Annotated in this window: 21 protein-coding genes; 8 read left to right on the top strand and 13 right to left on the bottom strand. The window is 61.2% G+C overall.

The features are described from left to right. Positions 1 to 257 precede the first annotated feature (257 nt). The 4 genes from PR018_RS11280 to PR018_RS11265 all read right to left on the bottom strand — a co-directional run bounded on the left by PR018_RS11280 (position 258) and on the right by PR018_RS11265 (position 5,048). A complete protein-coding gene (locus PR018_RS11280; protein WP_142830774.1) occupies positions 258 to 1,142 on the bottom strand; it encodes an ABC transporter ATP-binding protein in 885 nt (294 codons plus the stop codon). Beyond that, positions 1,139 to 2,032, bottom strand: coding sequence for an ABC transporter permease (locus tag PR018_RS11275; protein WP_142830776.1), 894 nt, complete (start codon positions 2,030 to 2,032; stop codon positions 1,139 to 1,141). The genes PR018_RS11280 and PR018_RS11275 overlap by 4 nt, the downstream gene beginning before the upstream one ends. Next, a complete protein-coding gene (locus tag PR018_RS11270; protein ID WP_142830778.1) occupies positions 2,025 to 3,032 on the bottom strand; it encodes an ABC transporter permease in 1,008 nt (335 codons plus the stop codon). The genes PR018_RS11275 and PR018_RS11270 overlap by 8 nt, the downstream gene beginning before the upstream one ends. Before the next feature lie 480 nt (positions 3,033 to 3,512). Then, positions 3,513 to 5,048 (bottom strand): ABC transporter substrate-binding protein, encoded by a 1,536-nt coding sequence (locus PR018_RS11265; protein WP_142830780.1) that lies wholly within the window; start codon positions 5,046 to 5,048, stop codon positions 3,513 to 3,515. Between the two features lie 371 nt (positions 5,049 to 5,419). On the opposite strand from PR018_RS11265, the gene PR018_RS11260 reads away from it, so the two are divergent. The 4 genes from PR018_RS11260 to PR018_RS11245 all read left to right on the top strand — a co-directional run bounded on the left by PR018_RS11260 (position 5,420) and on the right by PR018_RS11245 (position 11,047). Continuing rightward, entirely contained in the window at positions 5,420 to 7,573 is a 2,154-nt protein-coding gene (locus PR018_RS11260) for a ferredoxin family protein (RefSeq protein WP_142830782.1), read from the top strand. Positions 7,574 to 7,583: 10 nt separating this feature from the next. Beyond that, positions 7,584 to 9,143: an indolepyruvate oxidoreductase subunit beta family protein gene (locus PR018_RS11255; protein WP_142830784.1), complete on the top strand. Its 1,560-nt coding sequence runs from the start codon at positions 7,584 to 7,586 to the stop codon at positions 9,141 to 9,143. A 232-nt stretch (positions 9,144 to 9,375) separates the two neighbouring features. Beyond that, positions 9,376 to 10,680, top strand: coding sequence for an MFS transporter (locus tag PR018_RS11250; protein WP_142830786.1), 1,305 nt, complete (start codon positions 9,376 to 9,378; stop codon positions 10,678 to 10,680). Positions 10,681 to 10,867: 187 nt separating this feature from the next. Then, the gene (locus PR018_RS11245; protein ID WP_142830788.1) at positions 10,868 to 11,047 is read left to right on the top strand and encodes a hypothetical protein; all 180 of its coding nucleotides are present in this window, start codon (positions 10,868 to 10,870) and stop codon (positions 11,045 to 11,047) included. A gap of 111 nt (positions 11,048 to 11,158) precedes the next feature. Here the strand turns inward: PR018_RS11245 and PR018_RS11240 are convergent, their stop codons facing one another. The 6 genes from PR018_RS11240 to PR018_RS11215 all read right to left on the bottom strand — a co-directional run bounded on the left by PR018_RS11240 (position 11,159) and on the right by PR018_RS11215 (position 15,961). Continuing rightward, positions 11,159 to 11,509 (bottom strand): HepT-like ribonuclease domain-containing protein, encoded by a 351-nt coding sequence (locus PR018_RS11240; protein ID WP_142830790.1) that lies wholly within the window; start codon positions 11,507 to 11,509, stop codon positions 11,159 to 11,161. Beyond that, positions 11,509 to 11,808: a nucleotidyltransferase family protein gene (locus PR018_RS11235; protein WP_142830792.1), complete on the bottom strand. Its 300-nt coding sequence runs from the start codon at positions 11,806 to 11,808 to the stop codon at positions 11,509 to 11,511. Before PR018_RS11235 ends, PR018_RS11240 begins: the two co-directional genes overlap by 1 nt. Positions 11,809 to 11,869: 61 nt before the next feature. Beyond that, on the bottom strand, positions 11,870 to 12,211 hold the full coding sequence (locus PR018_RS11230; RefSeq protein ID WP_224127965.1) for a MarR family winged helix-turn-helix transcriptional regulator: 342 nt from the start codon (positions 12,209 to 12,211) through the stop codon (positions 11,870 to 11,872). A gap of 173 nt (positions 12,212 to 12,384) precedes the next feature. Next, positions 12,385 to 12,891, bottom strand: coding sequence for a MarR family winged helix-turn-helix transcriptional regulator (locus PR018_RS11225; protein ID WP_142830794.1), 507 nt, complete (start codon positions 12,889 to 12,891; stop codon positions 12,385 to 12,387). Positions 12,892 to 12,916: 25 nt separating this feature from the next. Then, entirely contained in the window at positions 12,917 to 14,506 is a 1,590-nt protein-coding gene (locus tag PR018_RS11220; protein WP_142830795.1) for a phytoene desaturase family protein, read from the bottom strand. Between the two features lie 669 nt (positions 14,507 to 15,175). Then, complete coding sequence (locus tag PR018_RS11215; protein ID WP_142823563.1) at positions 15,176 to 15,961, bottom strand: cyclase family protein; 786 nt, start codon at positions 15,959 to 15,961, stop codon at positions 15,176 to 15,178. A 335-nt stretch (positions 15,962 to 16,296) separates the two neighbouring features. Between PR018_RS11215 and PR018_RS11210 the strand changes: the two genes are divergently transcribed. The 4 genes from PR018_RS11210 to PR018_RS11195 all read left to right on the top strand — a co-directional run bounded on the left by PR018_RS11210 (position 16,297) and on the right by PR018_RS11195 (position 20,593). Beyond that, positions 16,297 to 17,868, top strand: a complete 1,572-nt coding sequence (locus tag PR018_RS11210) for a phytoene desaturase family protein (protein ID WP_161990944.1) — start codon at positions 16,297 to 16,299, stop codon at positions 17,866 to 17,868. A gap of 110 nt (positions 17,869 to 17,978) precedes the next feature. Next, the gene (locus tag PR018_RS11205) at positions 17,979 to 18,494 is read left to right on the top strand and encodes a MarR family winged helix-turn-helix transcriptional regulator (protein WP_111222465.1); all 516 of its coding nucleotides are present in this window, start codon (positions 17,979 to 17,981) and stop codon (positions 18,492 to 18,494) included. Between the two features lie 380 nt (positions 18,495 to 18,874). Continuing rightward, positions 18,875 to 19,072 carry a hypothetical protein gene (locus PR018_RS11200; RefSeq protein ID WP_142823561.1) on the top strand — a complete coding sequence of 66 codons (198 nt, stop codon included), beginning with the start codon at positions 18,875 to 18,877 and terminating at the stop codon, positions 19,070 to 19,072. A 237-nt stretch (positions 19,073 to 19,309) separates the two neighbouring features. Beyond that, positions 19,310 to 20,593 carry an MFS transporter gene (locus PR018_RS11195; RefSeq protein ID WP_142823560.1) on the top strand — a complete coding sequence of 428 codons (1,284 nt, stop codon included), beginning with the start codon at positions 19,310 to 19,312 and terminating at the stop codon, positions 20,591 to 20,593. Between the two features lie 108 nt (positions 20,594 to 20,701). Here PR018_RS11195 and PR018_RS11190 read toward each other — a convergent pair whose 3' ends face one another. The 3 genes from PR018_RS11190 to PR018_RS11180 all read right to left on the bottom strand — a co-directional run bounded on the left by PR018_RS11190 (position 20,702) and on the right by PR018_RS11180 (position 23,601). After that, entirely contained in the window at positions 20,702 to 21,376 is a 675-nt protein-coding gene (locus PR018_RS11190; protein WP_142823559.1) for an amino acid ABC transporter permease, read from the bottom strand. An 89-nt stretch (positions 21,377 to 21,465) separates the two neighbouring features. Next, a complete protein-coding gene (locus PR018_RS11185) occupies positions 21,466 to 22,263 on the bottom strand; it encodes an ABC transporter substrate-binding protein (protein ID WP_142823558.1) in 798 nt (265 codons plus the stop codon). Positions 22,264 to 22,344: 81 nt separating this feature from the next. Next, positions 22,345 to 23,601, bottom strand: coding sequence for a pyridoxal phosphate-dependent aminotransferase (locus PR018_RS11180; protein ID WP_142823557.1), 1,257 nt, complete (start codon positions 23,599 to 23,601; stop codon positions 22,345 to 22,347). Positions 23,602 to 23,613: the final 12 nt, after the last annotated feature.

Raw genomic sequence — 23,613 nt, 5'->3', positions numbered from 1 at the left:
TCCGGCATGCCCAAGTCCTTGGGCGTAGAAGGCCCTTCCGATTGAGAGGTCGAGTTCCCCCACGGCACGGACGCGCCGTGACTGGATCCCTGTGACGAGCACAGGGATGAGGGAGAGCGAGGTCGGCCTGCGGTTGGTCAATTGACAGCCGGGAAGCAGTCATTGGTGATGGTTCTAGCTTTAGATCATGCCGGATGGGCAACGGTTGCCGTCCTCGATCGCTGACGTCGCAGCCGGCGGCCGGGTTACAAAAGCGCTCATGCATGGCTGCTCAGCCTCCCGTCGTGAAGGCCAATCTCGCGGCGGAGTTCTTCGAAGATTTCGGGCGGCACCGGCGTCAGGCCGGCGTTTGGACGGTCGTAGCGTGGCCCGGCTGCGATCAGGGCTTGCGTGTAAATGTGGCGCGGGGTCGACAGCACCTCGGCGGTACGACCTTCCTCGATGACCTTGCCAGCGTAGAGCAGGGTGACGCTGTCGCAGATCTGGGCGACGACGCCGAGGTCGTGGGTGACGAAGATGACGGCGGTGCCGTGCGCCTCCTGCAGTCGGCGGATCAGCCGCAGGATCTGCTTCTGCACGGTCACGTCGAGCGCCGTCGTCGGCTCGTCGGCGACGACCAGCTTCGGCTCCAGCGCAAAGGCGGCGGCAATCAGTACGCGCTGGCGCATGCCGCCGGAAAGTTCGTGCGGATAGCAGCGCAGCACCCGTCCGGGATCGCGGATATGAACTTCTTCCAGCAGGTTTAGCGCCCGCTGACCGGCCTCCCTCGACGACAGGCCGCGCTTCAGGCGCAGGCCGTCCGTCAGTTGTGCCTCGATGCGGCGTCCGGGGTTGAGGGCCGTCTGCGGATCCTGCGGGATTAGCGAGATCTCGCTGCCCATGATCGAGCGCAGTTCCTTCTGCGGCAATCGCAGCAAGTCACGACCTTCGAAATTGATAAACCCGCCCACGACTCGAACAGTGCGCGGAAGGATGCCGAGCAGCGCCTTGGCGATGGTCGATTTTCCGGCGCCGCTTTCGCCAACGAGGCCGCGAACCTCGCCGCGCTCTAGCGTCAGCCCGACATCGCGCAGGATCGGCGCGCCGCCGTCGCGGTCGGAGACGGCGCTGAGGCCGGTTATCGAGAGAAGCGGCTGGTTCATCGGCGCATCACGGGGTCCAGGGCGCGACGCAGGCCATCGCCGAGCTGGTTGAAGGCCAGCACCGTCGCAAACAGCGCCAGCAGCGGCGCCACCAATACCCACCAGCCGTCATGGATGATCTGCCGGCCCTCGGCGATCATGCCCCCCCAGGTCGGCGTGTCCGATGAGACGGAGAGTCCGACAAAGGACAAGATGGCTTCGACGATGACCGCAATGCCCATTTCAAGGCTGACGAGCGCGATGAGGACGGGTGCCACATTCGGCAGGATTTCGGAGAACAGGATGCGCAGCCTGGAGAAGCCGATGGTGCGGGCGGCGGTGACGTAATCCATCTGCGCCTGCGCCTGGGTTTCCGAGCGAACGACGCGGCAGAAGCGGGTCCAGTCGATGATGACGATGGCGGCGATTACCGAATGGACGCCCGAGCCGAACACGGCGACCAGCAGGATCGACAGCAGCACCGGCGGGAATGCCATCCAGATATCGACCAGCCGCGAGATGATGCGGTCCGGCCACCCGCCGTACCAGCCGGCAAACAGGCCGAGCAAGGTGCCGATCAGTGCGGAAAGCCCGGCGGCCACGAAGGCAACGGTCAGGGCGATACGGGTGCCGAATATCATGCGCGACAGCACGTCGCGGCCGAGATCGTCGGTGCCGAGAAGGAAGTTCTGGTCGCCGCCATCCATCCAAGCGGGGGGCAGGGTGCCGGACATCAGGTCCTGCTCGAGCGGGTCCTTCGGGGCAATGAAGGGTGCGAAGACGGCAAGGATGACCAGCAAAAGGATAATGCCGCCGCCCAGTAGGACTTTCGGCTCGCGCAGCAGGGCCAGCAGGCGTCTTGCGGAGCGTGACGGCGTTCTCGGCGCGGTGTATGTAATGATCTCAGCCATGAGCCAGCCTCGGATTGAAGGCCGCGACGAGCGCGTCGACCATTAGGTTGATGACGATGAACAGCAGGCCGAAGACCAGCACCAGACCCTGGATCAGCGGCAGGTCGCGGTTGATCACCGCGTCGATCGCCATGTTGCCGATGCCCGGATAGGCAAAGATGCGCTCGACGATGACGGTGCCGCCGATGAGGAAGGTGAACTGCACGCCGGTCAGCGCAATGGTCGGTCCGACGGCATTGCGCAGCGCCTCCTGCAGCACCAGTCGCAGGTTGGACATGCCCTTCAGCCTTGCAAGCAGGATGTAGTCCTGCAGCATAGCCTCCGAAAGCGTTGCTTTCAGCACCCGGGCGACGATGGCGGCCAGCGGCAGGCCGAGAGCCAGCACCGGCATTACCATATGGGCGGCAACGTCGGCAAAGATGTCAAAGCGCAGGGTCACAAGGCTCTCGATCAGGTAGAAGGGCGTGTGGAACTGCGCGTCGATACTGGGATCGATGCGGCCCGACAGCGGAAACAGCGGAAAGGCAACGCCGAAGACCAGCACAAGGGCCAGCGCCCAGACGAAATCGGGGACGGCGAGGAAAAGCCCATTGAGGCTGTCGATGATCGGCTCGAGGATGGTACGGCGTACCAGTGTGCCAACAATCGCCACAAGACCACCGAGCAGAACTGCCAGCACCAGGGCGGCAAAGGCCAGCTCGAGGGTCGCCGGGAGCCGGTCGCCGAGCAGGCCGAGTACGCTGCGCTTCAGCGAGATCGAGGTGCCGAAATCACCGATCGCGACAGCCTTCAGCCACAGGCCAAACTGCACCGGAAGGCTGGCGTCGAGCCCGTAATGGGCGCGCATCGCGGCGATGTCGGCCGGTGTGGCGCCTGGCGAGATCATCATGGCAATCGGATCGCCGGGGACAACGCGCAAAAGCACGAAGACGATCAGCGCCACACCGAACAGCGTGACAAGGGCCATGACCAGGCGATTGAGAATGGCAATGGCTATCATGGATTATGGCTTCCGGCCGTCAGGCAGCGGCATAAACCAATTCTCGGCCGCTTCCTGGTGAAAGTCGCGGCATCAGCTTTGGTCATCCTGCCACCTGTTGATCGTCGCCATAGGGGCACCGTTAGAGAACGCCATGAGTCTAGCCGTGACATCTCCCGCGCCCAAGGAATTGGGCGCACTGGATTCCTGTGACGAGTACAGGAGTGAGGGAGGATGGTCTGGTGCCGCCATATGTTCATGTCGGTGCCCGTTCGATCGAATAAGGCTGAATTGGCCAATGAAGAGGAATTCATCTCCCCGCCGGCGGGAAGGAAGATGACCGGAATGACTGATGAGTGGGCGCCTGTGGATGTTCGGGACAAGGCACAGGTGTCGCTCGTCACTGTGGAAGTGCGTGGCGACCAACCCGCCTCTATCAGCTTTGCTGACATCTCCCCCGCAACGGGGGAGATTAGCCCGTGGCTTGCGTCCAAACCTCTATCAGGCCTTCGCTACCTGCGCTGCTTGCAGGGCGCCCGAGATGTTCGGGGTGACCTTGACGCTCGATTTGTAGAGGATCGGCTGGGCATATTGCAGCAGCGGGATGACGTATCCCTCTTCGGCAATATACTTATCGACCGCCTTCCAGCCCGCGATGCGCTTGGCTTCGTCCTTTTCGCCCCAGAGAGGGTTGATCAGGTTGTCGACATCGTCCGTCTTCCAGCCCGAATGCGGCGATTTGCTGTACATTGCAAAGCCGGTCGAGGTCGTTGGATCGCCGATGGCATTGCCCCAGTTGTAGAAGGCGGCAGGACCGAGCTGGTGAGCGGCGCGAAGCTCGTAGTGCTTGGCGATCTCGTAGACTTCGATTTCCGCTTCGATGCCGACCTTGCGCCACATGCCGACGATCGCCTGGATCATCTCGTAGTCCTTTGGCTTGAAGCCGCGGGTGGTCTTGATGGCGAACTTCACGGGCTTTTCCGGCGAGAAGCCACTGGCCGCAAGAAGCTTCTTGGCACCTTCCGGGTCGTAAGGCGTCTTGATGGCGGCGTCATATGCCGAATATTCCGGCGCCTCGAGCGTCGACAACGGCTTGCCGTAGCCGCGCAGCAGGCGCTTGATGATGGCGTCCTTGTCGATCGCCATGTTGGCGGCGAGCCGGACGTTCTTGTCGAGCATCGGGCCGACATTGGAAATGAAGATCATGCCGATGTCGGAGACAGGCGTTGCGACGCCGTCGAGGCCCTTCTTCTTCTTGAGGCGGTCGAAATCCTCGTAGGGCACTTCCAGCGTCACGTCGGAGGAGCCGGATTCGATCTCGGCGACGCGGCTTGTCGTATCCGGGACGAATTTGTAGATGACCGTCTCGAAGGCTGGCTTGCCGCCGAAATAGTTCGGATTGGCCTTGAGGCGCAGAAAGGAATTGCCCTCGTAGGCATCGACCATATACGGGCCCGTGCCGATAGGCTTCTTCTCGAAGCCCTCCGGACCGACTTTCGTGAAGTAGTCTTTCGGCAGGACATAGCCTGTCAGGAAGGCCATCCACATGAAATAGGTCGGCTCGTAGCGAACGACGTCCCCGGTAATCCGGTTGCCCTCGATCTTGTAGTTGGTGGCAGTCGACCAGATGAAGGAGATCGGGTTGCCGCCCTTCTGGTCGCCAGCGCGGTTGAGCGACCAGACGACATCCTCCGGGGTAAATTTGGATCCATCGTGCCAGGTAACGCCCTCGCGGACGTCCATCCAGACTTTGGTCTTGTCGTCGTTCCAACCCCATTTTGTGAGCAGGCCGGGCTGGAACTTCAGGTCCGGGCCCTGGCCGATGAACTGGTCGAAGACCGAGCGGTAGATCGCCTGGATCGTCGGATTGACGGCCGAGGGGCCTGTCGTCGGGTCGAAGGCCGGCAGGTTGACGTTGAATGCGATCGTCAGCGTATTCACATCGGCCGCCTCGACGACCGTCCGGCCAGCGAGAATGCCCGTGATGAAAGTAGCCGCGCCTAGGCTCAACGCCTGGCGCCGTGTCAGATGGTCCATGGTCACTCCGTTCCCCTGTTCAGCGGTAGATGACCTGTGGCCGGCCTGCCGCTGGCGATTTATTATCGGAATGTTTTAATCTTAAAATAACCATCGGGAAGCGCAAGCGGATTCTCTGGCGTTGTAGAAAAATAGCAGTGTCGGTCTCCATCTCCCGGAATCTGCCGGAGACTGCGCAAGATCCAGTTGAGCATAATGTATGCTTTTGCATATTTATTCGGCTCAGTTTGCTTTTACTCCGATCAAACGGGCGTGCGGTAACGCATGTTGATGGCTTCACGCCATTTGCTGATTGACAGCCGGTCGAAGCGCAAAATATGCTTTTGCAAATGATTGAAGAAAACGCCTGACAAGGGCGAAGGGGAACTGAAATGGCTGAACGGTCTTTTGCCCGCGAAGTCGAGGACCTGAAGCTGGGGGAGGGCGACACCTTCCGCGGCGAGGGAATTCTCGCGATTACCAAGGCGTTGCTGCAGTCCGGCGTCTCCTATGTCGGCGGCTACCAGGGCTCGCCGATCTCGCATCTGATGGACGTGCTGGCCGACGCCAAGGATGTCATGGAAGACCTCGGCATCCACTTCGAGACATCGGCCTCGGAGGCAGCGGCGGCGGCGATGCTGTCGGCCTCGGTGATGTACCCGGTGCGCGGCGCCGTCACCTGGAAGTCGACGGCCGGCACCAACGTTGCCTCCGACGCACTCTCCAACCTGTCGTCCGGCGGGGTGACCGGCGGCGCGCTGATCATCATTGGCGAGGATTACGGCGAGGGATCGTCGATCATGCAGGAGCGCAGCCATGCCTATGCGATGAAGTCGCAGATGTGGTTGCTCAATCCACGCCCCAACCTGCCGTCGATCGTCGATGCTGTCGAAACCGGCTTCGAGCTTTCCGAGGCCTCCAATACACCCGTGATGCTGCAGGTCGGTATCCGCAGCTGCCATGTGCACGGCCAGTTCGAAGCAAAGAACAATAAGCGGCCGGAGTTCACGCTGCGCCAGGCGCTGGAAAATCCGGTCCGCGACGTCAACCGCATCGTCCTGCCGCCAGCGACCTTCGTCCATGAAAAGCAGAAGCTGGAGCACCGCTGGCCGGCTGCCGTAGAGTTCATCAAGCGCCGCAGGCTCAACGAATATTTCGGTCCCAGCGAAGGCGATGTCGGCATCATACTGCTGGGTGGCATGTATAATGGCGTCATGCGCTCGTTGCAGCAGCTTGGCCTTGCCGATGTCTATGGCAACTGTTCCGTGCCTCTGTATGTGCTCAACGTCGCCTATCCGCTGATCGACGACCAGCTGGCCGAATTCTGCGCCAGCAAAAAGGCCGTTCTGATGGTCGAGGAGGGGGCGCCGGAATATATCGAGCAGTCGCTGAACACGATCCTGCGCCGCCGCGACATCCAGACGCGGATCGCCGGCAAGGACACCCTGCCGATGGGCGGCGAATACACGACGCAGGTGCTGATGAAGGGCATCAAGACCTTCCTCGAGACCCATGCGCGCGTGCTGCTCGGCAACCAGCCGCCGCTGCCGGATCCGTCGCCCGTTCTCAACGATCCGAAGGTCAGGGCGCTGGCCGAGGTCGTACCGCCGAGGCCTGCCGGTTTCTGCATCGGCTGTCCGGAGCGGCCGATCTTTGCAGCAATGAAACTGGTCGAACAGGAACTGGGCGAGCACCATGTCGCCGCCGATATTGGCTGTCACCTGTTCTCGATCCTGCCGCCGTTCAACATCGGTGGCACGACGATGGGCTACGGTCTTGGACCAGCCTCGGCCTCGGCCTTCAATGTCGAAGCGGACAAGCGTTCGATCTCGGTCATGGGCGACGGTGGCTTCTGGCACAACGGGTTGGCGACCTCAGTCGGCAATGCGGTGTTCAACAAGCAGGACGGCGTCATCCTCGTCATCGACAATTTCTACTCCGCAGCCACTGGCGGCCAGGACATCCTGTCGTCGCGCGCGGACAATCCGCGGCGCAAGACCAACAATTCCATCGTCAATGCCGTCAAGGGCATCGGCGCCACCTGGGTCCGCCAGATCGACCGGACCTACGATGTCGCCAAGATGCGCGACACCCTGCGCGAGGCATTGACGACCAAGGAGCCGGGCCCGAAGATCATCGTCGCCTCGTCGGAATGCATGCTCAACAAGCAGCGCCGGGTGAAGCCTTTGTTCAACAAGGCGGTGAAGGACGGCAAGCGTATGGTCAAGGAGCGCTTCGGCGTCGACGAGGATGTCTGCACCGGCGACCACGCCTGCATCCGGCTGTCGGGCTGTCCGTCGCTGTCGGTCAAGCACACCGACGACCCGCTGAAGGACGATCCGGTCGCTGCCATCGACAACAGCTGCGTCGGCTGCGGCAATTGCGGCGAGGTGGCGGAGGCCGCCATCCTCTGTCCGTCGTTCTACCGCGCCGATATTATCCACAACCCGACCGGCTGGGACCGCTTTCTCGCTAGGATGCGCAGTGCCGTCATCGGCTGGCTGCAGGCCCGCCGCAAGGCAAGCCGCATCGTCTTTGCAGATTGAGGGGATCGCCATGAACGAGCATGTTGCTACAACGGCCGTCGGCGCCATTCGCCTGTCGACGGACAAGCCGATCTCGATTGCCATTCTCGCCATGGGCGGCCAGGGCGGCGGGGTGCTTGCCGACTGGATCGTCGGGCTGGCGGAAAGCCAAGGCTGGATGGCACAGACGACGTCTGTCCCCGGCGTCGCCCAGCGTACCGGCGCCACCATCTACTATCTCGAACTGTTGCCCGCCCGCGAGGGCCGCCATCCGATCTTTGCGCTGATGCCGACGCCGGGCGACGTCGATATCGTGCTGGCCGCCGAACTGATGGAAGCCGGACGCTCCGTTCTGCGCGGCCTGGTGACGCCGGATCGTACGACGTTGATTGCCTCGACGCACCGCGCGCTGGCGGTCGGCGAGAAGGAGAAGCCGGGTGATGGCATCGGCAATCCCGAAGTTGTCGTCGAAGCCACGGATTTTGCCGCCAAGCGGATTATCGCCTTCGACATGGATACGCTGGCGGCCAAAAACGGCAGCGTCATTTCCGCGTCCATGTTCGGGGCGCTGGCCGCCGCCGGTGTGCTGCCCTTTTCAAGGGAGGCATTCGAGGCGACCATTCGCGGCGGCGGAAAAGGCATCGAGCCGAGCCTGAAGGCTTTCAATGCCGCCTTCGAGCGGGCGACGGCGAGGACCAACGATGTGGTCTCGGCGACGCCGCACAAGCATTTCGACGCGCTGCCCGAGACGGCAGGACATCCCTCTCTCGACAGGATCGTCTACCGCATCCGTGCCGAATTTCCGGAAGAGGCTCATCCGCTGCTCTTTGCCGGCGCCAGGAAGCTGACGGATTTCCAGGATCCGGCCTATGGCGACGAATATCTGAGCCGCGTGGCAAGTCTGCTTGAACTCGACCGCAGATATGGCGGCGCGGGAAAAGGCTTCGCGTTCACCGTTCAGGCAGCGAAATACGTCGCGATCTCGATGGCCTATGACGATGTCATCCGCGTTGCCGACCTGAAGGTGCGGGCATCCCGTTTCGACCGGGTTCGCAAGGAGGTCGGGGCAAAGGCCGACCAGATCGTCTACATGACAGAGTATATGCATCCGCGCATGGAGGAGATCTGCGGCACTCTTCCGAAGCGGCTGGGCCTGTGGATCGAAAACCGGCCGAAGCTGTTTGCCCGGCTCGATCGCCTCGTCAACAAGGGGCGAAGGGTGCAAACGGGAACGCTGTTCTGGTTCCTAAGCCTTTATGCCGTTTCGGCTTTGCGCGGGACACGCCGGGGAACATTGCGCCATTCCCGTGAGATGGCACACCGTGACGCCTGGCTCGCAATGGCCACCGGCCTGCTCGCTGCCAACTACGATCTCGCCGTCGAGGTGCTCAACAACAGGCGCCTCGTCAAGGGCTACTCCGACACCCACGCCCGCGGCCTGTCGAAATTCGACCGTGTCATGTCGGCGCTGCCGCTGTTGCGAGATCGGGAGGACGGTGCCGCCTGGATGAAGCGCCTGCGCCAAGCAGCCCTGCTCGACGAAAGCGGTATCGCGCTCGATGGCGCGCTAAAGACGGTGGCAACGCTTTAGAGGGTGGAGGGATTGCCGACGCTTTGGGGCGAAGGCCATCGTGTGCGGGAGAGGCGCTTTTGTCTCGTTCTAGTGCCCGTCACCGTTGTCAGGTGCCTAATTCGTTGGGCGAGCTGCTTTTTTTCCAGAGCGGCAAGGGTCTCCTCACGGCGCAGCGCACCGTGGCTGGATTGCTGTGACAAGCACAGCGATGAGGGTGAGGACGGAACGGTTGAAAATAAAGGGGAACTGGATGGACGATCTTCAAGCATCCGGGGTCGACGCGGGTACCTCTGCCAGACGCCAGAACACCGGTTTGATGGTGGTACTCCTGTGCTGGTTTGCCATTTTTGCTGAGGGCTATGACGTTGGCGTGCTCGGTGCCATCCTGCCGGCGCTCTCGACCGACAGCGCCTGGGGTCTGACGCCGATGCAGCTTGGCGCCATGGGCAGCTACACCATTTTCGGCATGCTGGTCGGTGGTATCCTGATCGGTACGCTGAGCGATCTCTACGGACGCAAGCCGATGTTTCTGTGCTGCCTGTCGCTGTTCGCGGTCTGCATGATCGTCACCTCGGCAGCGCCGACGCCCACCGTCTTTGCCATCAGCCGCTTCGTGGCGGGGCTCGGTCTCGGCGGCATAATCCCCATCGCCGCGGCGTTGACTATCGAGTATTCCCCGGCCAGGAGGAAGAGCCTGAACTACGGCATAATGTATTCCGGCTATTCGCTGGGGCTGTTTGCGGCGGCCTTGGTCGGTCGGGGGCTGCTTGCGGATTACGGTTGGCGACCGGTGGTGCTGATCGGCGCGCTGCCGTTGCTCTGTGTCCCCGTCATGGCCTGGTTGCTGCCAGAATCGCTGGACTATCTTGTCTCCCGCAAGCGCAACGAGGCGGCTGCGAAGCTGGCCACGCGGCTCCGTCTGCCGGTCCCGGTTGAACCTTCCCACACCAGGGAGATGGTCGGCTGGCGAACTGCACTCGGCGAAATCTTCTCACCGAAAAACGCCTTTGCGACGATATGTTTCTGGCTAGCGCTGTTCATGGGGCTGCTGCTGGTCTACGGGCTGGCGCAATGGCTGCCGCAGATCATGCGCAAGAGCGGGTATGATCTTGGCGACAGCCTGCTCTTCCTTGCCGTCTTTTCCTTTACGTCGGCGATCGGTGGTATCGTGCTCGGGCAATGGGCGGATAGATTCGGCGTGAAGCTGACGGTCACCCTGTCGTACCTGCTCGGCGCTATCGGTATCGCCGCACTCGCCTTCAAGGGTTCGATCCTGCTGAACTACGCGGTCGTAGCCGTGGCGGGTTTCGGCACGGTGTCGGCGTCGCTCATCCTGACCGGCTATCTCGCCCACTATCTCAAGCCCTCTGTCCGCGCGGCCGGCACCGGTTGGGCTCTGAGCTTCGCGCGGATCGGAGCATTGCTGGGGCCGTTGATCGGCGGCTATATCGCCAGCATCGCGGTTGCGCCCGAGTGGAATTTCTACGTCTTCGCGATCATCGCGGCAATTGCAGCCGGCGCAACCGCGCTGATCCCCAACAAACCAGCAGGTTAACGTGGCGGTCGGAAACCGGTCGATGTTGCACTGCGCCAGTTCTCCGGCCACTGCATGTTGCACCGCAATACGTGTAGATATGCCTGGGTTACATCTTAGGGGATGTAACCGGGGAAAAGCTGTGTTACCCTTCCCAGATGCGGGCGAAGAGGAGAAGCGCTCGCATCAACGGAGGAGTTTTTAAACGATGACTTCAGAAGAGATGGGTTTTGGTACGGAACGGACCAGCGTGGGATCGATTGCCAAGCTGGCAGCGATCACGGTGGTTGCCTGCGTGATCTTTGTGGGCGGAATGTATTTCGTCGGAAAGGCCAATGCCCCCGACGCAACCACTCCGCAGCCTGCGGTCACCACCCAGACCCAATAGCACGCCCGCGTCCGAACCGGACATGTGTAGCGGCTACCTCACACTCTGGCCCCATGCTTTTGGGGCTGGGGTCGAAGGCGTGATAATTTGCTGGACTGACTGGCGTAGCAGTCATTGTTCTGCCTCTGACAGAAGCCTTGCAATGGCTGGTCGTAGTTTGGGCAAGTGGACGTGGATAATGTCCCATAGGTCGCCCGGTCGAATGCGGTAATATTCATGTCTCAGCAGATTGCCGATGCCAATGATGGCACGCCAGGAAATATCGGGTTCGCTCGAACGCATTTTGGAGGGCAATTCCTTCGCTGCCTCGGATATAATCTGAATGCAGCGCTCTATGGCGCGCAGGACCAAAAAATCGTCGGCGATCGCATCCGGCTTCACATCCTTTGTGGCAGACAGAATGCCATCGATGTTCTCCAGAATGTGCAGCAAGCGGACATGCACACTCTTCGCTGAGGTCATCAGAATACTCTGATCGCGCTTTGCTCTACAGAGGCGCGATAGGCAGGCGAAATTGACTCCCGCGTACCGTAACCAATTTCGACGCCTGGGAACTGGTCTTCCAAAAGTTGGTAAGGCATCATGAAAGCTGTCAGGCCCTTGCCGCTCTCCGGACAAAAATCGACCAAGACATCAATATCGCTATCACTGCGCGCGCTGTCGCTGGCATATGAGCCGTACAGATAGAGAGCATCAACACCCAGCGCGCGTATCTGCGGCTCGGTGGCTTTCAGGCGGGTAATGACTTCTTTCCGGTCCATGGTCCGATAGTACCAACTCCCGAAGATTTTGTCATCACGCGCCGCAGCCGCTCCGCGGCCCTCAAATCTCGTGCTTGCGGATATTATGCAGCACCTTGTGCAGCGTTCCGATGAAGGCGCGGTATTCGGCTTCCTCGACGCCGTCGAACATCTGCAGCAGCAGGTCGTACATCGTCGGCCAGACTTTCTCGAAGGCGGCGCGGCCTTCCTCGGTGATCGAGACATCGCGGATACGCATGTCTTCGGCGCGCGGTTGCCGGCGGATATAGCCCTGGGTTTCCAGCGAATCCAGCGTCCGGCTCATTGTCGACTGCTCGGTCACGGCGAAGATCGACAGCTCGTTGATGGTCACTGACGTCGAGACGCTGAGCACCGCCAGCGCCCGCATCTTGATCGCTATCACTGCGCGCGCTGTCGCTGGCATATGAGCCGTACAGATAGAGAGCATCAACACCCAGCGCGCGTATCTGCGGCTCGGTGGCTTTCAGGCGGGTAATGACTTCTTTCCGGTCCATGGTCCGATAGTACCAACTCCCGCAGATTTTGTCACGACGCGCCACAGCCGCTCTGCGGTCCTCAGATCTCGTGCTTGCGGATATTGTGCAGCACCTTGTGCAGCGTTCCGATGAAGGCGCGGTATTCGGCTTCCTCGACGCCGTCGAACATCTGCAGCAACAGGTCGTACATCGTCGGCCAGACTTTTTCGAAGGCGGCACGGCCTTCCTCGGTGATCGAGACATCGCGGATGCGCATGTCTTCGGCGCGCGGTTGCCGACGGATGTAGCCCTGGGTTTCCAGCGAATCCAGCGTCCGGCTCATTGTCGACTGCTCGGTCACGGCGAAGATCGACAGCTCGTTGATGGTCACTGAGGTCGAGACGCTGAGCACCGCCAGCGCCCGCATCTTGGCGGTCGAGATGTCCAGTTCCTTCAGCTCGTCGGCCATGTTGGCGTTCCAGCGGGACATCAGCCGGTTCATCAGATAGGGCGCGAAATGGTTCAGGCCGATCTCGCCCATGGTCGGGCGGGCATCGTAGCCATCGTCCTTGCGCCTGAGCACGACACCTGAAAACCGTTCTTCCATGAACACACGCCTCCTCGTCTTCCTGTTATTTCAGCGAGGATGCGAGCAGGAAACCCGAACCGCCGCCGAGGCCAGGGCCCGGGTGGGACGACGCACCGATATGGTACAGGCCCTTGATGTGGGTGCGGTGATTAACCGAAGACTTGAAGGGCCGCCAGAGAAAAAACTGGTCGAGGCCACAATGGCCGCCATAGGGGTCGCCGCCGACGAGGTTCATGTTCATCGTCTCGAGATCGGCCGGAGAGTAGGCGCGGCGGGCAAGCCTGATTTCGGCGAAGTTTTCGATGTGGCTCGCCAGCAACGCCTCTATGCGATCCGCATACTGTTCGCGCACCGTCTCCGTCCAGCGGCCATCCGCCGGTGTCTCGATCTTGGCCGCGGCATCGCCTTTCAGCAGGCGCGGCGCTTCCGGCAATTGTAGCCAGAGGATGGACTTGCCCTCGGGCGCCCGGCTGGGGTCGAAGGATACCGGCTGGCCGACGCAAACGGTGGGTTCCGCCGGCAGTAGACCGCGTTCGCATTCGTTGCAGGCGCGCGAGACACCGTCGAGGCCGGGGGTCAGGTGCAGCAACGCGACCTGGCCGAGCTCAGGGTTATGTTTCCAGCGGGGCGGGGCGGACAGCGCGTAGTGGATCTGCATGTTGCCCTTGCCATAGCGATATTGGGAGACATCCTTGCGGATCTGTGCCGGCAGCGGCCCGGGCCAGTCGGCCATCAGGCGCTCATAAAGCTGGTTCGGGGTCGTCGAGCAGATGACGCCGCCGGTGGCGGTGAGGGTTTCACCACCCGCAAGGCGAACGCCGCCGGCGACGTTGCCGGGGCCGGGCAGGATGCTTGCGACATCGGCACCCGTACGGATGGTGCCGCCCTGGTCCGCAATCAGCCGTTCGAAAGCAGTGACCAGAACGCCGGCGCCCCCTGTCGCTACCGGGCAGCCCGCAAGTTCGATGGCAAACCCGATGACCTTCAGCATTTCGGCGGAATAGGAATCTTCCGGGCTGAGGCCGCAATGCAGCACCCAAGGTGCCCAGAGTGCGCGGGCAAGGTCCGAGCCGTAGGCTGTTTGCAGGTAGCCGCGCGCGGGCGTCAGAGCGTTGCCGAACCAGGCAGCAAGGTTGCGAAGGCCTCGCCCCCAGGCCTGCCGGGACACAGTCTTCAAGATGTTGCCCGACCAGAGAGCGCCGCCGAGCAGGGAGAACAGGAATGGCGCATCGGCTCCGAGCTTGTCCATTTCGTCGGAGAAAGTCTTGCCGTCGCCTGCCGAGAGGGCTTCGAATGTTGCTATGTTGCGCTGGCGATCCCTGGAAAAGATGACGTTCGATCCGTCCGGACGCAGCACGCCGGTTGGCAGGTCGGCATGCGAGAAAGCAAGGCCGCGCGCCTCCAGATCCTTACCGAGCGCCCCGTAGGCCGGCGAGGTCAGGAACAGCACCATCGTTGTCGCCATGACGTCGTGGACGAAGCCGGGCTCAGTGATCTCCTCGCTGCGCAGGCATCCGCCGATACGCTCGTTGCGCTCGAGGATCAGAACCTTGCGACCCCTCTTGCCCAGCATGGCCGCCGCAACCAGCGCATTGATGCCGCTGCCAACGATTATGTAGTCATGGCTGCTCATGCCGTTGTCCCGCAAAGAGTGGTTGGAGGATGGGGCCCGCTCGTCGAGGCCGGGAGGGTATATGACGAGCCCAGAGACGTCCCTTCACGGCGCGGACGTGCCGTGGCTGGATTCCTGTGACGTGCACAGGAATGAGGGAGGGAAGTGGTGCTTCCGATGGCTTGCCTTAGTGGGATAGGCGCTTGCAATGATGCTGCCTCTGCTGCCTCTGCTGCCTCTGCTGCCTCTGCTGCCTCTGCTGCCTCTGCTGCCTCTGCTGCCTCTGCTGCCTCTGCTGCCTCTGCTGCCTCTGCTGCCTCTGTCTCCGCCAGTCTGGCTTTTGCGGGAGGGCGGGAGGTTGCCACGGTTTCCCTCATTCCTGTGCTTGTCACAGGAATCCAGTGCGCCCAAGTCCTTGGGCGCGGGAAGGCTTGTGGCGGACGGTCAAGTGTTTTTTCACGGCGCAGACGCGCCGTGGCTGGATTCCTGTGACGAGCACTGGAATGAGGGTGGGGGATGTATGGGGCGGCGGCTTGCCTAGCGGCGGAGGGCGGAGGCAGCGATTCTGCTTCCGCCAGTCCCTTCACCGCAGCGGGGCTCGAAAGCGCCCGGTGCCCTTTGGCGGACGCTCTCCCGGGCCAAGAGCCTTGCCGGTGGCGGAGAGAGGGAGCGCCTAAGGGCATGGTGCGCCTATTGGGCGATCAGGGCCAGGGCGCGGACGGGGGAGCCGGTGCCGGAGACGATCTTCAGTGGGGCGGCGATGAGAATGGCGCCCTTTGGCGGCAGAAGATCAAGCTGGCAGAGGCTGGCGAGACCGTAGCGGTTGTTCTTGTGCATCAGGTTGTGGGCCGGGAAGGGCGGGTTCATGCCACCGGCCGAGCCGGCATCTGTGCCGATGGTTTCCTGGCCCCAGCCGATGATGTCCTTGGTGAGCAGATATTCGATCGCCTCGGCAGTCGGACCCGGCGAATGCGGGCCGTTCTCGTCGGCGTTCAAGAATGTCTCGGTCGAACCGTTGCGCTTGTACCAGTCAGTGCGCAGCAATACCCAGGATCCGGCTTCGATGTCGCCGTGCTCAGCTTCCCATTCCTTGATGCTGTCGACGGTCAGCAGATAGTCCGGGTTGGCGGCGGCCTCCTTCGAACGATCGATGACATTCACGGGGGCGACGAAATTCTGCGGAGGAATGGTGTCTGTGGTGTTCCGGGGGTTGTCCTTGCCGGTGATCCAGTGGCTCGGTGCATCGAAATGGGTGCCGGTATGCTCGCCGAGTTCCAGCCAGTTCCAGGCCCAGAACGGCCCATCCTCGTTATACTGCGAGATGGTGTGGACCTTGACCTTCGGCGTGTTCTTGCCGAACTGCGGCGGCAGGTAGAGCACCGGGGTGTCGGGGCCGAGCGATGCGGTGAGATCGACGACCTTGATGGAGCCCGAAACGAGGGCGGTGGCCAGGCTTGCAAGCGTGTTCGACGTCATTCGTATGTTCCCCTTGAACGAAAACCGCCGTGCTGGATGGGGCATTGATCTGCCCTTCTTGCGCCCAGGCAGGCGGCTGAATGGGGCAAGCCTATGTCACACCATATGATATTGCAAGCATTTGCGGGGCGGCTCGGGCGTCAAGTTTCAGGCCGCCCGACATTTTGGCAAAGGTGGGCATATGGCCTATAAAACAGGCTCTCCAGTGGCGTTATTCCAGCCAAATTCCGCATCGTCGTGCGGTCCATGACGGGATTTCGAGACCTCTGCCCTTGATGCCGGCGGCGCAGAATGTATGCATGTGATGTATAAAATAATAAGGGAACGGAAGGTGGATCATGGCATACGACGCGGTGGTGGTGGGGGCGGGGCATAACGGGCTTGCGGCAGCGGTACATCTGACCGCAAAAGGCTGGAAGGTTGCAGTCGTCGAGGGCAGCACGACCGCCGGCGGTGCGGTCAAGACTGCGGAGGTGACGCTACCGGGTTTTCGGCACGATCTCTGCGCCATGAACCTATCGATGTTTGCGGGTTCGGCCTTCCTTGCCCAATACAGGCAGGAGCTCGTTGCCAACGGTCTCGGTTTCGTACCGGCCGCCGATTGTTTCGCCAGCGTCTTCCGAGACGGCACGTATCTCGGCGTCAGCACCGATCTCGAAAAGACGGCGGCTGCGATTGCGGCACTTTCGCCGGAGGACGCGGCGGCCTGGCGGGCAATGCTTTCCGAATTCACCACCGATGCGCCGCACATCTTCGGGCTGCTCGGTGCACCCATGCCCTCGCTTGCAGCAGCGAACGTCCTTTGGAAGGCCTGGCGGCAAAAGGGCAGCGGCTGGCTCTACGACACGGTGCGCATGCTGCTTTCCTCTCCGCGCGATTTCCTCGATGCCCGGTTTCGTCACGCGAAGCTTAAGACGATGATGGCCGCCTGGGGGCTACACCTCGATTTTGCACCGGATGTCGCAGGCGGTGCGCTGTTTCCCTATCTGGAATCGATGGCCAACCAGGCCTTTGGCATGGTCATTGGACAAGGCGGTGCGGATACGATCATCAAGGCGATGACGGGCATGCTGACCGCACGCGGGGGCGAGATCCTGCTCGGGACGGCGGTGGACAAGGTGCTGGTGTCCGGCGGCAAGGCGACCGGCGTGCTGCTGGCCGATGGCCGTCGGCTGGAGGCGAGCCGCGCCGTCATCGCCAACGTCAATCCGAAGAACCTCTTCGACAAGCTGCTCGATGCCGATCCGAAACGCCGGGACTTCGATCGCAAGGTCAGCCGGTTCCGCGCCGGACCCGGCACGATGATGATCCATCTGGCGCTGGACAGCCTGCCGGACTGGACGGCCGGAGAGGCGCTGAAGAGCTTTGCCTATGTGCATATCGCACCTGATCTCGAGATGATGTCGAAAGTCTATGCGGAAGCGGCGGCCGGTCTGTTGCCGGTAGAGCCGGCGCTGGTCGTCGGCCAGCCGACCGCCATCGATCCGTCACGGGCGCCTGCCGGAAAGCATGTGCTCTGGGTCCAGGTGCGGGTTCTTCCGGCCGAGATCCTCGGCGACGCCGCTGCGAAGATCGGCGCGCTCAGCTGGGATGCGGTCAAGGAGGACTACGCCGACAGGGTGATCGATATCATCGAGGTCCATGCGCCGGGCCTGCGAGCCAAGATCCTCGCCCGGACGGTCGTCTCGCCTTTGGACCTCGAGCGCGAAAACCCCAACCTCATCGGCGGCGACAGCCTTTCCGGCAGCCATCACCTGGACCAGAATTTCCTGTTCCGTCCCGTCGCCGGATATTCGCGCTACAGGACGCCGGTCGCCGGCCTCTACATGTGCGGTGCGTCCACCTGGCCGGGGGCGGGAACGGGAGCTGGCTCCGGCTTCCTGCTTGCCCGGATGCTGGCGAAGTGATGCTATCCACTGGCGTGCAAGGCAGCCCGACCCGAAACCTTTGACATTTCAAATATTGCTTCGTATGCCATGGAAACACGGATTGCGGTCCAGGAATTCGAGCGGGGATCATGGCCGAAGCAGAAAGCGAAACTGTCGACCTGGAGGCGATTGCCCACGGCGCCCAGGATGGCAAGAAGCAGGAACTGCGCCTCTGGTTGCGCATGCTGTCGACCACGAAGCTGATCTCGCAGGAAGTGCGCCGCCGGCTGCGGGCCGAATTCGGCGCGACGCTGCCGCAGTTCGACCTGATGGCGCAGCTTTATCGCGAAAGTGACGGGCTGAGGCTCGGCGAGCTCTCAAAACGGACGATGGTCACCAACGGCAACGTCACGGGGCTTGTCGAGCGGCTGGAAATCGACGGCATGGTTTTGCGCGAAACGCCCCACGGCGACCGGCGCGTGACCGTCGCCAAGTTGACGGCCAAGGGCGAAAAGCTGTTCACCGCCATGGCCGCCGCCCACGAAGGGTGGCTGCGCGACATGCTGGGAGACGTAGACCCGTCCATCATCGCAGAACTCTGGACCGACATCGGCACCGTCAAGGCCTCCGTCAGCAACCACCTTTCGGGCGGGGAGTTTGATTAAGAGTTGGCGGCAGAGCAGCAGCCAAATCTAGTGGGCATTATTGGCAATCGACGTCGCATGGCGACGCAAATCAAAGATTCTGTGGTGGATATTTCTTCTATTATTATGTATATTTTTCTTTAGCAGACCTTCCGTTTTATTTTTTACCTTAATAAATTTCATTTATATAATATTATAACTATAATTTCGCTTGTAAATTACCGCCCATGCTGGCCTGTTCTCAAAATTTTTCGTGAAACAGGCATTGTTATCTCTAAAAGTTGGCATTGCAAATATAGTTGCAATAATACCACTTCTGCAAATTTGTCCCCAGCTTACATCTGATGGCTAGCAATCCGCGTTAGTTGTTTGTTAAGCATGAATTTCAGCTAGGGGATGATATGATCGCGGTTTTGAACAGGTTATTTGGGGCAACAGAGAAGTGGGAGCCTTGTGTTGCCACCGGTGTTGTTGAGCTTGAATCCGGCATCTCACTTGATGGCCCCCTCATGAAGAAATCCTCACCGATGGGTGTTGTTTATCGGGAGATGACTACTGAGGAATACACGGATTATCTTTACTGGCAGGCCATAAAGTGAGCAGGTCGACATTCGCTCAATCGCATTAATTATTTTATTTCACGAATATATACGTATGAAGCACTTCTCTCCAAATTTGAATTGGGCTGCCACTATCAGCTCTATCTACTAACGCATCAAACGGCGCTCCACCAAATCCGCGACACAACTGTAAGTTTCCCTTACAGGGTTGCCAGCCTTTGCGCCGGCACTAGGTGACGGGAGGCTGATTGTTATTTTGCGAGGAGGAGACGCGGCATGGTTTCGGAACAGGCACTTATCAGGAAGATCACCTGGCGGCTCATGCCGTTTTTGGGTCTCCTCTACCTCATCGCCTATATCGACCGGCAAAATGTCAGCTATGCGAAGCTCCAGATGGTCGATACGCTTGGCATGAGCGAATACGCCTATGGCCTTGGTGCATCCTTGTTCTTTGTCGGCTATTTCATTTTCGAAATCCCGGCAAACCTGTTTCTGACGCGGTTCGGAGCCCGTGTGTGGTTCACGCGGATCATGGTCAGCTGGGGCCTGGTGACGATCGCGCTGGCATTCACGCAGAACATGACGATGTTCTACATCCTGCGCTTCCTGCTCGGCGTCGCCGAAGCCGGCTTCTTTCCGGGCGTGCTGTTTCTCCTGACCCTCTGGTTTCCCCGGAACTATCGAGGGCGCATGGTCGGCCTGTTCATGATCTTCAGCGCCATCGCCAATGCTGTCGGCGCGCCGCTTGGCGGCATGTTGCTGGATCTGCACGGCTTTCTCGGCCTTGCCGGTTGGGAGTGGGTGTTCCTCGCCACCGGTATCCCCGCCGTCGTGGTGGGTCTGGTGACATTCTTCTATCTGGACGACCGGCCGGAAGAGGCAAAATTCCTCAACGATGCTGAAAAGCTGTGGCTGAAAGAGCGGCTGGCGCAGGAAAACCAGGGCATGGACGGGACTGCTGATGACGGTTTCAAGGCGCTTATCAACCCGCGGGTGATGCTGATGGCTATCTGCTACATCGGTTTTCCGCTGGCAGCCTACGGGTTGAGCTACTGGCTGCCGACCATCGTCAAGGGCTTCGGCGTCACCAACACAGTCAACGGCTTCATCAACATCATCCCTTGGGTGGTCGTGGCGATTGCCCTCTGGGTCGTGCCTGCCGCTGCCGACAAGACGGAAGCAAAGACACCCTACATCGCCGGACCTGCTTTCGTCGGCGCCATCGCCCTGACGCTATCCGCCCTTGTCACTTCGCCGCTGCTACAGTTCATCTTTCTCTGCATCGCCGCGGCCGGCATTTTTGCCGGGCAGCCGGTGTTCTGGAGCCTGCCATCGCGCTTCCTCCGGGGTGCCGGCGCCGCAGCGGGCCTGGCCGCCATCAACTCGGTCGGCAATCTCGGTGGCTTCATCGCGCAGAACGTGGTGCCGTGGATCAGCGATGCCACCGGAAGCAAGATCGTGCCGATGTTCTTCCTTGCCGCATGCCTGGCAGCCGCAGGCCTGCTGGTGATCATCGTCGAACGCGCGCTTGGCCGTAAGGCAGAAGTCGGTTCGGCGTAGGAGCTGAATGTTTTCCGCTCTGGAGTGCCTTCTTGCGGAGGCACTCCGCAATGATTGCTGCCGGTGCTGTCCAAGAGACTACGTCTGCCGTCCAGGCAACCGCAGACTTCAATGGGCCTTTTCGGTCTTGAAGCGCTTTTCCAGCATGCTCACCAGTCGCACCATTGGCCATAGCAGGATGATGTAGACGAGTGCTGCGCCGATCAGGGGCGAGGGGTTGGCGTAGAGGGCCTGGGCGTCCTGCGCTTCCTTCAACAGTTCCGGCAGGGCGACGGTCGAGGCGAGCGAGGTATCCTTGAACATCGATACGCAATTGCTGGTCATCGGCGGAATGACGATGCGGATCGCCTGCGGCAGGACCACCTTGTAGAGCGTGACGATGAACGGCAGGCCGAGGGCTGAGGCTGCCTCGAACTGGCCCCTCGCGACGCTCTCGATGCCGGATCGGAATACCTCGGCGGAGTAGGCGGCCATGACGATGGAAAAGGCGATGACGGCCGATGCCCAGGACGTTAGCCTGATGCCAAGGAACGGCAGGGCATAATAGATCAGGATGAGGACGACGAGGACGGGCGTCGCCCGCAGGATGTCGATATAGCCAACAGCGAGCAGCCGGAATGGTTTCGGCGCATAGAGCCTGACCAGGCTGATGACGAGGCCGAAGGGAACGCCGATGAGGATGCTCATCATGCCGAGCAGGATGGTGTTCCACAATCCCCGCAGCAGGGCCGGTATGGACGACATCAGGACGTCGTAGTTGAAGAAGGTCTCGACGAGCGACATGGTATCCACCGGTCTTGCAAGCGTTCAGTCCGTCACATCCATGCCGGCTTCGGGGCGACCGGCATGGATCATGGCAGTTTATGGTTCGATCAAGCCTTGGGGATCGGCATTTCGACGACGGTGGAGGAGCCAGCCGGTGCATCGCTGCCAAACCACTTCTTGTGGATCGCCTGCAAGGTGCCGTCTTTTTTCATCGCTGTCAGGGCATCGTTGAGCTTGTTGAGCAGTGGGGAATCCTTCGTCATCATCAGGCCGTACTGTTCGCCTGTCTTGATGCGCTCCTTTACGGCGAAGCCTTTCATCTTGACGAACAGGTATTCCATGCCGGGCACGTCGCTGACCACGGCATGGACCCGGCCGGCGCCGAGATCGAGGAACATTTCCTGCTGGGCATTGTAGCCCTTGACGTCTGCAAAGCCATCTGCGGCCTTATGCTCGTCGACCCATTTAGCGCCGGTCGAGCCGGACAGCACGCCGATGGTCTTGCCCTTGAGATCGGCAATGCCCTTGATGGCGCTGTCGGCCTTGGCGGCGATGCCCATGTCGGAATCGTAGTAGGGCTGGGTGAAGGACTGCGACTTCAGCCGCTCCGGCGTGATGGTGATCGACGAGATCGCAACGTCGATGCGCTTGGACGAGGTTCCGGCGAACAGCGCCTGGAAGCCATAGTCGGCGATTTCGGGGGTCATTCCGGCGCGCTTGGCGGCTTCCTTGACGATGTCGACCTCGAAGCCCTCGAAGGCGCCCGAGTCCGTCTTGTACTCAAACGGCGGGTTGCTCGGGTAGGAACCGACGTTCAACGTCTCTGCCGCATGGGCAATGGACGACCCGCCGGCAAGGCTGATGGCGGCGGCGAGCACCAATAGATTACGACGCGTAAGGCTCATGTCTGTTTCCCTCTGGTTATGGACCCGTGGGCATCGTTGGCCCACGCGGGTAGCATCGGCGCGGCCCTTAAGGGCTGGCCGTCATGTCATGGCGCCAACCATGCGGTCGAGCGCAGTGCGGATCTGTTCGATGTCGCGGAAGATGCACATGCGCAGGAAGGCGCGGGAGCTGTCTCCGAAGAGATAGCCCGGGGCCAGGCCGACGCGCGAGGTCTCCAGGATGCGGGTGCAGGCAGCGCGGGCATCGCTTTCGCCTTCGAGCGCGAAGAACGCATACATGCCGCCGCGCGGTTTTACCGGCAGGACGATGCCCGGAATCTGCGGAAGTTTCTCGTAGGCGAGGTCGAGGCCGGCCTTGATCTTCTGCCTGACATCCTCGACCAGCGGCTCGCCATCCCTGACGGCAGCCAGTGCTCCAGCCTGGATCATACCGGCCGTGCCGCTGTTGATATATTGCGTCATCGCCGCCAGCTGGTCGGCGACGCCGGACGGGTGGGTGAGCCAGCCAATGCGCCAGCCGGTCATCGCCCAGGCTTTTGAAAAGCTGTTCACCGAGATCACCCGGTCGCCGTCATCGGCAACCTGGAGGATCGAGGGTGCAACGATCCCTTCGAAATAGAGCCGCGCATAGACCTCGTCGGAGATGATCCAGATGCCGGTCCGGCGGCTGAACTCGAGCAGCGCCTTCATCTCGTCGTGCGAAGCCGTCCAGCCGGTCGGATTGGAGGGTGTCGACAGGCAGATTGCCCGGGTGCGGGCGTCGCAGCGGGCAAACAGCTTGTCGAGATCGAGGTGCCAGTCGGTGTCGAAGTCGAGCGGCACCGGCCGGGGCTCGCCGCCGATCAGGTGGATGGCATTGTGAATGTTCGGCCACTGCGGCGCGACGTAGACGACATTGCTGCCGACATCGACCAGCAGCTGGAGGGCGAGATAAAGCGCTTGCATGCCGCCTGGCGTGATCGTCGTACGCTGGATCGGAATGTCGCGGTCGTGCAGCCGCGACTGATAGGCCGAAAGGGCTTCGTTGAGCGGACCGGAGCCGCGCATATTGGGGATGTAGAAAGTGGCGCCGTCATCGAGTGCCTGCTTGGCGGCATCGCGGATGAAAGCCGGCGTTACCATGTCGCCTTCGCCGTACCAGAGCGGGATCACATCTCCGAGTTCGCGTGCACGCATGGCGAGCTCGGCAATATTCTCGGTGTGCAGGTCGCGGATCTGGGCGCGGATGCCGTCGAAAGCGTAATGGTCGTTGTCGGCTGCGGGTGATGCTCGTAAAGGCACGGTCTTTTCCTTGAAATTCAGATGTCGGAACGTCGCCGATAGTTTCGGAAGACGCATGGATCACCCCTT

Origin of the sequence: Rhizobium rhododendri (assembly GCF_007000325.2) — a bacterium.
GTDB lineage: Bacteria > Pseudomonadota > Alphaproteobacteria > Rhizobiales > Rhizobiaceae > Rhizobium > Rhizobium rhododendri.
This window is presented reverse-complemented; position numbering and strand designations above follow the sequence as displayed.

What these genes read in the sequence shown, in the direction of transcription:
- PR018_RS11280 (WP_142830774.1), bottom strand. Translation starts at nt 1,142, where the DNA reads ATGAACCAGCCGCTTCTCTCGATAACCGGCCTCAGCGCCGTCTCCGAC.
- PR018_RS11275 (WP_142830776.1), bottom strand. Translation starts at nt 2,032, where the DNA reads ATGGCTGAGATCATTACATACACCGCGCCGAGAACGCCGTCACGCTCC.
- PR018_RS11270 (WP_142830778.1), bottom strand. Translation starts at nt 3,032, where the DNA reads ATGATAGCCATTGCCATTCTCAATCGCCTGGTCATGGCCCTTGTCACG.
- PR018_RS11265 (WP_142830780.1), bottom strand. Translation starts at nt 5,048, where the DNA reads ATGGACCATCTGACACGGCGCCAGGCGTTGAGCCTAGGCGCGGCTACT.
- PR018_RS11260 (WP_142830782.1), top strand. Translation starts at nt 5,420, where the DNA reads ATGGCTGAACGGTCTTTTGCCCGCGAAGTCGAGGACCTGAAGCTGGGG.
- PR018_RS11255 (WP_142830784.1), top strand. Translation starts at nt 7,584, where the DNA reads ATGAACGAGCATGTTGCTACAACGGCCGTCGGCGCCATTCGCCTGTCG.
- PR018_RS11250 (WP_142830786.1), top strand. Translation starts at nt 9,376, where the DNA reads ATGGACGATCTTCAAGCATCCGGGGTCGACGCGGGTACCTCTGCCAGA.
- PR018_RS11245 (WP_142830788.1), top strand. Translation starts at nt 10,868, where the DNA reads ATGACTTCAGAAGAGATGGGTTTTGGTACGGAACGGACCAGCGTGGGA.
- PR018_RS11240 (WP_142830790.1), bottom strand. Translation starts at nt 11,509, where the DNA reads ATGACCTCAGCGAAGAGTGTGCATGTCCGCTTGCTGCACATTCTGGAG.
- PR018_RS11235 (WP_142830792.1), bottom strand. Translation starts at nt 11,808, where the DNA reads ATGGACCGGAAAGAAGTCATTACCCGCCTGAAAGCCACCGAGCCGCAG.
- PR018_RS11225 (WP_142830794.1), bottom strand. Translation starts at nt 12,891, where the DNA reads ATGGAAGAACGGTTTTCAGGTGTCGTGCTCAGGCGCAAGGACGATGGC.
- PR018_RS11220 (WP_142830795.1), bottom strand. Translation starts at nt 14,506, where the DNA reads ATGAGCAGCCATGACTACATAATCGTTGGCAGCGGCATCAATGCGCTG.
- PR018_RS11215 (WP_142823563.1), bottom strand. Translation starts at nt 15,961, where the DNA reads ATGACGTCGAACACGCTTGCAAGCCTGGCCACCGCCCTCGTTTCGGGC.
- PR018_RS11205 (WP_111222465.1), top strand. Translation starts at nt 17,979, where the DNA reads ATGGCCGAAGCAGAAAGCGAAACTGTCGACCTGGAGGCGATTGCCCAC.
- PR018_RS11200 (WP_142823561.1), top strand. Translation starts at nt 18,875, where the DNA reads ATGATCGCGGTTTTGAACAGGTTATTTGGGGCAACAGAGAAGTGGGAG.
- PR018_RS11195 (WP_142823560.1), top strand. Translation starts at nt 19,310, where the DNA reads ATGGTTTCGGAACAGGCACTTATCAGGAAGATCACCTGGCGGCTCATG.
- PR018_RS11190 (WP_142823559.1), bottom strand. Translation starts at nt 21,376, where the DNA reads ATGTCGCTCGTCGAGACCTTCTTCAACTACGACGTCCTGATGTCGTCC.
- PR018_RS11185 (WP_142823558.1), bottom strand. Translation starts at nt 22,263, where the DNA reads ATGAGCCTTACGCGTCGTAATCTATTGGTGCTCGCCGCCGCCATCAGC.
- PR018_RS11180 (WP_142823557.1), bottom strand. Translation starts at nt 23,601, where the DNA reads ATGCGTCTTCCGAAACTATCGGCGACGTTCCGACATCTGAATTTCAAG.